Raw genomic sequence first — 8,462 nt, forward strand, 5'->3', positions numbered from 1 at the left:
CCCGGCGCCGCCCTGGAGCGCGAGTTGCAGCGGCGCGCATCGGGACACCACAGCCAGCCCCTTCACGCGACAGCCGCCAAGCGTTCGCCCCGTACCCCAACAGTGCTAGGAGAATGACCGCATCACGCGCCGCAAAGCGGACATCGGGGTCAAGGGAGCCCGCACGGCCGACGCCGAGGAGGGCGGTCCGGTAGATGTGCATCACAGGTCACCGCCTCGGTGGTGCGGTAGCGCAGACGGCACCGGCCGCTGATCGTCAGGGAACCGCATGGAAAGCCGCCTCCCGTCTCCGGCTTGGAGACGGGCAGGGGGTGCCGTCCACGACCTGGCGGGCGGTGCGTAGGCGGTCGTTGCGGCGAATAGCCCAAGTGCGTTCGATGCCAGCGCCGATTGCCGCACCACCGCCCTCCAGCGCGGGAGCACCACGGGCTGTCCGGCAGTGACGCGGACCTGCGCCACCGCAGATAGAGGCGCACGGGTTCGGCGCGGGAGCTCGTCAGACGTCCTCGTACGGGCGTCGGCACCTTGATCTCTGCAGCGACGATCCACACGTGCGCGCGGGTTTCCGGGCAGCGGAAAGCCCCGCTCGTCCGCCTCGGGGGCGGTCGAGCGGGGCTGTATCGAGTCAGTGCTGGTGCTGACGGTGCATGTTCCAGACCCGGGCTGCGGCCTGCATCGGCTGTGCCCATTCGTCAGGGTTCTGGGCCGCGATGGAGTCCCACAGCCGCTGTTGGACTCGGGCGAGGGCGTCGAGCCCAGGGGACGGGGCGAGCTTCCACGCCGGATGCGCGGAGACCACGTCCTCGGCCTGGTCCGCGGTGTGGCCGTGGGCGATCAGCCACAGCAGCCACAGTGCGGGGTCGATCCACGCCGCGCCGGTCGATGCCCACGCCCAGTCGACGAACCGGGCGCCGGCATCCGTGACGAGGACGTTCTGCGGGTTCCACTCCGTGTGAAGGAGGCTGTTCCCCTCGAACCACATCAGGTCGGCCCGGTCCTCGACGTAGCCGCGGAGCCGGTGCGGCATCGACTTCAGCTCGATGTTGGGGGCCGGGATCTCAGCGAGCTGCGCCATGGCCGCGGAGACGGCCGGCAGGTCGGGCGAGCCGGGAGCGAAGTCGGCGTGCCCTCCCTCGACATGCTGGAAGCCGAGAAGGCTCCACCCGTCGGCTTCCACGAACCAGTGCAGTTCGGGGGCGATGCCGCGGACGTACGGGGCGATGTCCGCCTCCCGTTGCTGCGTCCAGACGCGGGGGTGAGAGAGCGGCAGGCCTTTGACGAACAGGGCGCGTGTGCTGGTCCGCACGATGACGGCGATGGAGCTGTTGAGACCGCCGTGGACGGTCCCGACGTCGACAATCCGGCCGCCGGCCTTCTCGATCAGCGAGCGCACTGCTTCCGGCAGCTCGGTGATACGCGGAGTGGGCATGAGTTCTCCAGAGGTACGGGCGTTGGGGCCGCGCGCGGAGCGCGGCCCCAACGGGTTGAGCTACTTGTACGGGTTGTCGTCGTTGCAGCCGGACTCCACACTCGCGGTCAGCTCGGCGACGTCGCTGACGAGAACGATCCCGGCCGGGTCGGGGGCATCGGGCGCGGTCTTGGGCGTGATCTCGACGAGGACAGCGGTCATGACGACCTCATTCCGTGTTGGCAGTAGTTCCTGAGTGGTGCCTTCGCCTCCTGGAAGACCCGTGCCATCGGTCGGCACACGCGGCAGGAGGATGAGAGTTTGCAGCCGCTGCATCCTCCAGTGCGAAGCATGAGGGACTCGGCGATCTGGCCGAGTCGGGCAAGGCCTGGCACGCCTTCGGCGGTCAGGCTGATGTTCGGTTCGCGGCCGACCTTGCAGATCGAGGCGCGGCCGAACGGGTCGGCGTGGAAGAACGTCACGCCCGCCGGGCAGCCGGTGAACGGCTTCCGGTCGGTGAGGTATTCGGGAGACTGGGACGGCAGGGTTTCCGGGGTGCCGTGGATCGTGGGCGAGATGTTGGCGTACTCGCGGAACGGCACCCCGAGATCCTTGGCCCAGGCCCGCATGGCGTCGACCTCGTGCGCGTTGGTCTGCACGATGATCAGGCTCAGGTCGAGGCGAAGCCCGGCGTCGAGAGCCTTGTCCACGCCTTCGCAGAACCGGTCGAAGCCACCGCGCCGGCGGGTCACCGCGTCGTACGTGTCCGCGGTCGCGCCGTACAGGCTCAGCGTCAGCTTGGTCGGCGGGTAGGCGCGGAGCATGTCCAGGACGCGGTCCCTGCGCAACTGTGAGCCGTTGGACAGCACTTCGAGCTGCATGCCCAGCTCGGCGGCGAACCGGTAGGACTCGGGGAAGTCCGGATCGATCAGCGGCTCCCCGCCAGTGATCTGGAGCCAGATCACCCCGGCGTCCCGCATCACCGTCAACAGGGTGCGCTTGCCGTCCATGTCGAGGCCTTCGAACCGCTTCTTGCCGAGGTAGCACATCTCGCAGTCGTAGTCGCAGCCGAGATTGATCTCCCACGTCGCCCGGCTGAACGCGTACGGTCCCGGCTCACGGACGAGGAGGACGTCACCGAGGGCCTGCCCGGAAACGTCCATCTGCCACTGCGCAGCCACGGCATCGGCGAGCCACCCAGGCACGCTGCCCGGGACGGCGGCCAGCGCGCGCAACTCCTCGAATCTGGAGTGGGGGAGCTGTACGGCTTTCGGGCTGCCTCGACGCAGGACGAGCCGGCGGTCTGCGAACGGTGTGGCGACGAGCTCGCGCATGTCGTTCCCCCTCACGGTCGGGCCCCTGCCGCCGGGGGACAGGTCTGGGCCCGCCGGCAGGGGAGTTGGACCGCGTGCGGCGGCGGGCTCAGGGCGTGCGCCGCCGCACGCGGGGATCAGGAGATGGTCCTGAGGAGCGCCTCGTGCGGGACCGGGCCCGGCTTGAACCGGTCGAGGAGATCGGCCAGGGGCCAGTGCGGCACGAGGCGGTCACCGCGGAACGGGCGCAGCCAATACGGGCCGGGCGGCCCTGTCTGCTGCATGGAAGGCAGGGTGAGTTCGTGGGGTGTGCCCCGGCATATGCCGAAGTCGTTGTCCCAGACCGCGTGCGTGCCCGGCTGCACGAGCCAGATGAACCGGTCCCGTTCCGGGTCGTCGATCACCGGGCCGCAGGAGCGGGTGCCGAAGCGTGCGCCGCAGACACGCTGGACTTCGTCCAAGAGGTCCACGACGGCGTGGGCTTCGGGGCCGGAGGCAGTCATGACCGCGTCGAAGAACCGGCCGCCTAACGGTAAGCGCAGCCGCCGACCCTGCTGGAGATCCATCAGGCTCCGCACCCGAGTGGCCAGGTCCTGCATGTCCTGCGCGACGTCCCCGGCGTCCAGGCGCTGAACGGCGAACTCCACGGGTTCCGCCGATACGCGGCCGCGCCGGTTCGCTGTGCGCTGGGGGAGAGGCGTATGCGTCACCGGGCACCGTCCCAGATCGTGGGCATGATGGCCTGCACCGTCTTGCCGATGGTCAGGTCCCCGTCCTGGATGACGTCGAACGCCAGTTGGCCGCGGTAGTGGCGCACCCACCACAGTCCCGGCGGCGCCTTGCGGGCCTCACCGCTCTGGGTGGCCACCTGCTCGAACCCGGGGAACTCCGGGCGCCCGTCCTGGACCTCGATGGCCAGCTCGTCGGTCTCGGGGAGAACGAACACCCGCAGGAGCACGATGCCGCCGGGCAGGGGCTCGCCGTGCCGGACCGCGTTGTCGACAAGCCTGTCGGCGACCCGCGCGGCCGCATCGATGTTGCCGTCCCAGCGCGCGACCGTGAGCCACGGGCGCATGCGCAGCCGGGCGTTCGGCCCGGCCCCCGCGTTGGCGGCAAGCGCCCAGCGCTGCTCCAGGCGGGGCGCGTCGACCACGATCGGTGGGAGCTCGGTCGCGGTGCCGGCCACCTGCGGCTCGATGGCGGGGGACTGTTCTGGGCGGTTCACGGGGTGGCTCCCTGCTTTACGACGGGGGCTCCGTCGGCTGCCGAGCGGCCCCACCGGGGCGGGCGGTTCGGCAGTCAGGCCCCCTGGATGAGTCACTAGGTGATTACGTAAAGCGAACCGTGATTACGCCCCCGCGGGTACCGGTCGGGGGTGGCGCGACTGCCAAACGTGACACAAGATCGTTTTCACGTCCGGGTGACGCTATTTCCCCGGGGGCGGGGACTTTGAGCCAGTTGCCCTCACCTGCCGGGCAGTTGGGCCATAGGTTGGGTAGGGCGCGGGAGTACCGCGAGCCAGGTGACAAACGTGACTCAAGATCATCAGTGCGGCGGGGGATCATCATGGCGCGCAATCGGAATGAACGGTTCGACGCCTTACTGCAGGAAGCTGGCTGGTCACGGGCTCAGGCCGCCAGCGCCTTCGTGCGGGTCGCACACGAGAACAACGCGACGGAGTACACCAGCCTCACGCGGCAGCACGTCCAGCACTGGGTGGCCGGCCATCAGCCCTCCGGGCGCGCGCCCATAATCATGTGTGAGGCACTGTCCCGCTGCCTGAAGCGTGTCGTCACACCCGCCGAAGCCGGGTTCGCAGCGCCCGCCTCACCAGCGCAAGGGGCGTTGGACTGGCGCGTCGATCCTGTGATCGCGCTGAACGACCTGGGGAGCACCGACTTGGATCCGGACCGGCGCAGTCTGCTCCGTGGCGGCGTGTACTCGGTGACAGCCCTGGCATTACCCGCCGACGCCTGGTGGGCCGAGATGGCGCAGGAGCCACCACAGGGCCAGCGGAAGGGACAGCGGGTCAGCCGCGGCGACGTGGAGAGCGTGCGCGAGATGACCCTCGCGTTCTCCCGCATCGACCAGCGGCGCGGCGGCGGCCACGGCCGGACCGCACTCGTCGAGTACCTCCACTCCGACGTCAACCGCTACCTCGTCGGCTCCTTCCCCAACGACCGCGTCCGCCGCGCCATGTACTGCGCCGCGGGCGAAGCCGCCTACCTCGTCGGCTGGATGGCGTTCGACAACGGGGAACACGACCTCGCCGAGCCCTACTTCGCCCTTGGCCTGAAGCTCGCCGCCCGCGCAGGCGACGCCCCCCTGTCCGGGCACATCCTTCGCGCCATGGCACACCAGGCGCTCGACCTCAGCTTGCCCCACAAAGCACTGGAGCTTTCCACCGCGTCGGTCGCCGGCCAGCGGTACCAGTCGGCAACCCCGCGCGAGCGGGCCCTGCTGGGCGTCGTCCACGCGCGCTCTCTCGCCGCGACCGGACAGGAACAGGCCGCCGCGAAGATGCTGCTTCGCGCCGAGGACGACCTGCGCAGCGCGCACGACGGCATCGAGGAGCCAGACCGCACGTTCTTCTTCGGAGAGGCGTCGCTGGCCCACGAAACGGCCTGCGCGCTGCGCGACCTGAAGGACAAGAAAGGCGCGGTCGGCCAGTTCGGGCGCAGTGTCCGAACCCGCGGGCCGGCCTTCAAGCGCACGCACGCCGTGACGCTCGGATACCTGGGAGCCACTCAGATATCCGCTGGCAACGTGGAAGAGGCGTGCGCGACATGGTCGCGGGCCCTTGATGCGATGGAAGACGGCATCTACTCCGGTCGCGCCCGGCAGCGCGTGGTGGAGATGCGGCAGCTCCTCACCCCGTACCGGCGCCGCGGCATCCCCGTCGCTGCCGAGCTCGAAACCCGGGCGGCCGACTACCTGCGCACCGTAGATTGATCACGCCACCAGGGATGAGGGGAACGCGATGACGCTGCAGATCGAACCCATCGGCATGGTTGTCGGAGGCCGTACGGAAGTAGCAGACGACTACTGGGGCGGCGTCCAGTCCATCATCCGACTCAACGCGGCGTACCCCCTCGATGTCGTCCGGGGCCTTGAAGAGTTCTCCCACCTGCTTGTCACCTGGCACTTCAGCAAGGCCTCCCCAGACGACGTCGCCCTGCACGCGCGCAGCCCGCGCAACGATCCGCGTTGGGAGCCCTCGGGTACGTTCGCGCACCGCAACCACCGGCGGCCGAACCAGCTCGCGACGTCCTTCCCGAGGCTCATCAAGGTTGACGGCCTAGACCTCCACGTCGCCGATCTGGACGCGGTCGACGGCACCCCCGTCTACGATCTGGCCCCCTACTTCCAGGAGATGGGGCCCCGGGGCGATGTGCGCGAGCCTGAATGGCCGGGCGAGATGCTGAAGGACTACTGGGCCAGCACCTAGTCCGTTGCGGGATCCCGCGAGTTCGCCCCGGCTCCTGAAACGGTCGGTGATTGTCGGTGGCCGTCTGTAGCGTGGCTTTCAGTTCACCGCCGAAGTCTCCTCAGAATTGGCGAACTCACGGGACACCGCCATGCGCGCGAGGAGCAGCCACAGACGGTCAGCCCGCCCTGGCTCCCACGCCGGCAGCAACACCCCCGACGCAGGGTCCAACTGGCCCCGCCACTGCGCGACACGATCGCGCAGCGACGTCTGCCACCCGTCCCAGTCGGCTCCTGGCAGATCGCTGACTACCGTCAGCGGCAACGGGCACCCCATCGAGTCCAAGCGGCGCGTCAGCGCCGACACCTGCGCCTGCGTCCAGGCCAGCACTCGCAACCCTCCCAGCGCACTTTCCAGCGCCTTCACCCCTGCGTCAGGAGGGCACGCTCCCTCCGGTACCTCACGGCTCCTGGTGCTAGCCAGCCGCACCACCACGTCCACCAGCTTTGCACCCTGCCAGTCCACTGCCGTGACATGAGCCGCAGCGGCAGGACGCGCTCGCCCCGATGCCGTCCGGCCGCCCTCCAGCATCTCCACCCACACCACCGCAAGCCGGGAATCCTCCAGCACGCCCCGTGCCCACCGGGCCAGCACCCCACGCCGCTCTCTCAACGACACCTGGAACGCTGCCACGTCACGCATCCGCTGGCACATCGGGCACAGCCTGTCCCCGTCACGGCCGACGAGAGGCCGATCGCCGAGAGCGCCACACTCGCCGCACACGTGGGCCACACCGGTGCGCCGGCATGCCGCAGCCTCCAACTGCCGCGCGGATGCAGCAGTCGGCTGAGTGGCCTCCACTCGGTACAGGTCCACCACCGAGCGACGTCCGCGGCGATAGGCCCGCACCCGGCCGCTCGCCATTCCCGCAGGCTCCCGGGGGAGATCAGCTGCCAGCAGCTGAGTCTTCGATGCCATGGACCATGGCACCTGCCCCCAGTCCTCGTACAAGGCGGTCATCAGCAACCTCCCAATTCCTCACAGCATGTGATGAACCAGCAGACTTGAAGATAGCCCTCAAGGACAGGATCCAGCAATCGCAAAATAGCCAGTGAGCAGCACTTTTCAAGTTTGCAAACTAAGAATCCCGCCCATGCTGGACCAGCCCCCACGTCAGTCCAGCCCGCAGAAAGTCACCCACAGTAACAACCTGATCCGCCCACCGCTCGTACTCCGCCAAGGCTTCCGTCGCCCCCGAATCCCGCCCCGCCCGGGTGATCACCACCCCCGGATTCCGGTCGCGCCAATCCCTCAGCACACAGATCGCCTCGGCCGACACGGACCAACACCCCGCTCGAACGAGCTGGGCCACTCCGGCAGGAAGCCGCAACGACACAGCCTCGGGATACCCCCCGTCCCGAGCCCCCGGCCAACGACCCATACCCCCACCCCCTGCCTCCGGCCACTCCCGCACCCACCCCCGCACAGCCAGCTCGTGACGAACCCCGTACAGGGCAAACGAGTCGACCGTGTCCAGCAGCCGCCCCTTCGCACGCAACCCAACCACCTCTGCGCGCCACCGGGCACGCACCACATCAGCCTCACGCCGGCTCAAACCCTCAACACTCCACCGGACATCACGCGCCAGCTCTCGCCGCAGAGCACGATGACGCGCCACCACGGCCTCCAGCCGAGACCGCGTGCCCAGCGACACCTTCACCGTCATAGACACCAAACCTTCGCCAGCCATAACCCCACCCTCCCAGAACCCCGCACCCTGACGCATCAACCACATACCAGAGCAGTCTTGGTCCCCCTGCCAGGGGCCCAAGCCGACTAGCCAGCACGCCGTCAGGCGTGTACACAAACGGCACAAAGGCAAGGGACAGAGAACTCCCCACCTACTAAACAAAACAGACACCCAGTCATGTGAAAGGGCGCTGACACCACTCATCCCAGGCTCCCCGGCAGGGGAGCGTAGCCAACCCGGATATCTGTGCAACCACCTCGTTATGACATCAACGGCGCCGACAGGCGCCGGCACCTTCAACCCAGTCCACTTTTCCCTCCCCGCCAGGGGAGGGGCCGTCACCAAGGCGCCTGTTCTGCCGCCAGGCAGAACACTCTCTCTTGAGAGAGAGGGCCGTCAGGCCCGCCAACACCCCCAGAAACCAAACAAGTTGGCCCGCCAGGGCCAACCCCCGCACTACATACACAGCCGTGCCGCCAGGCACGGCGACAGCAACCTAACGGGCCGTCAGGCCCGTAGTTGGCCGCCAGGCCAACTGAAGAGCCGTCAGGCCCTCCGCCCCCC

Annotated in this window: 8 protein-coding genes; 2 read left to right on the forward strand and 6 right to left on the reverse strand. The window is 68.8% G+C overall.

The features are described 5' to 3' along the window. Nucleotides 1-625 precede the first annotated feature (625 nt). The 5 genes from ACZ6KY_RS38325 to ACZ6KY_RS38345 form a co-directional block, all read right to left on the reverse strand. On the reverse strand, nt 626-1,429 hold the full coding sequence (locus ACZ6KY_RS38325) for a protein kinase family protein (RefSeq protein ID WP_469314882.1): 804 nt from the start codon (nt 1,427-1,429) through the stop codon (nt 626-628). 60 nt (nt 1,430-1,489) lie between these two features. Then, nucleotides 1,490-1,630 carry a hypothetical protein gene (locus tag ACZ6KY_RS38330; RefSeq protein ID WP_369486200.1) on the reverse strand — a complete coding sequence of 47 codons (141 nt, stop codon included), beginning with the start codon at nt 1,628-1,630 and terminating at the stop codon, nt 1,490-1,492. After that, nucleotides 1,627-2,742, reverse strand: coding sequence for a radical SAM protein (locus ACZ6KY_RS38335; protein WP_469314883.1), 1,116 nt, complete (start codon nt 2,740-2,742; stop codon nt 1,627-1,629). Before ACZ6KY_RS38335 ends, ACZ6KY_RS38330 begins: the two co-directional genes overlap by 4 nt. 116 nt (nt 2,743-2,858) lie before the next feature. Beyond that, nucleotides 2,859-3,368 (reverse strand): hypothetical protein, encoded by a 510-nt coding sequence (locus ACZ6KY_RS38340; RefSeq protein ID WP_469314884.1) that lies wholly within the window; start codon nt 3,366-3,368, stop codon nt 2,859-2,861. Between the two features lie 59 nt (nt 3,369-3,427). Beyond that, complete coding sequence (locus ACZ6KY_RS38345) at nt 3,428-3,946, reverse strand: hypothetical protein (RefSeq protein WP_469314885.1); 519 nt, start codon at nt 3,944-3,946, stop codon at nt 3,428-3,430. 341 nt (nt 3,947-4,287) lie between these two features. Between ACZ6KY_RS38345 and ACZ6KY_RS38350 the strand changes: the two genes are divergently transcribed. After that, nucleotides 4,288-5,673 carry a Tat pathway signal protein gene (locus tag ACZ6KY_RS38350; protein ID WP_445072281.1) on the forward strand — a complete coding sequence of 462 codons (1,386 nt, stop codon included), beginning with the start codon at nt 4,288-4,290 and terminating at the stop codon, nt 5,671-5,673. Between the two features lie 28 nt (nt 5,674-5,701). Next, nucleotides 5,702-6,169 carry an SAM-dependent methyltransferase gene (locus ACZ6KY_RS38355; RefSeq protein ID WP_445072280.1) on the forward strand — a complete coding sequence of 156 codons (468 nt, stop codon included), beginning with the start codon at nt 5,702-5,704 and terminating at the stop codon, nt 6,167-6,169. Nucleotides 6,170-6,247: 78 nt separating this feature from the next. On the opposite strand, the gene ACZ6KY_RS38360 is transcribed toward ACZ6KY_RS38355, so the two are convergent. Beyond that, nucleotides 6,248-7,168, reverse strand: coding sequence for a hypothetical protein (locus ACZ6KY_RS38360; RefSeq protein ID WP_469314886.1), 921 nt, complete (start codon nt 7,166-7,168; stop codon nt 6,248-6,250). Nucleotides 7,169-8,462 lie beyond the last annotated feature (1,294 nt).

Source organism: Streptomyces sp. NPDC042002 (genome assembly GCF_055588305.1).

What these genes read in the sequence shown, in the direction of transcription:
- ACZ6KY_RS38325 (WP_469314882.1), bottom strand. Translation starts at nt 1,429, where the DNA reads ATGCCCACTCCGCGTATCACCGAGCTGCCGGAAGCAGTGCGCTCGCTG.
- ACZ6KY_RS38360 (WP_469314886.1), bottom strand. Translation starts at nt 7,168, where the DNA reads ATGACCGCCTTGTACGAGGACTGGGGGCAGGTGCCATGGTCCATGGCA.
- ACZ6KY_RS38355 (WP_445072280.1), top strand. Translation starts at nt 5,702, where the DNA reads ATGACGCTGCAGATCGAACCCATCGGCATGGTTGTCGGAGGCCGTACG.
- ACZ6KY_RS38350 (WP_445072281.1), top strand. Translation starts at nt 4,288, where the DNA reads ATGGCGCGCAATCGGAATGAACGGTTCGACGCCTTACTGCAGGAAGCT.
- ACZ6KY_RS38330 (WP_369486200.1), bottom strand. Translation starts at nt 1,630, where the DNA reads ATGACCGCTGTCCTCGTCGAGATCACGCCCAAGACCGCGCCCGATGCC.
- ACZ6KY_RS38335 (WP_469314883.1), bottom strand. Translation starts at nt 2,742, where the DNA reads ATGCGCGAGCTCGTCGCCACACCGTTCGCAGACCGCCGGCTCGTCCTG.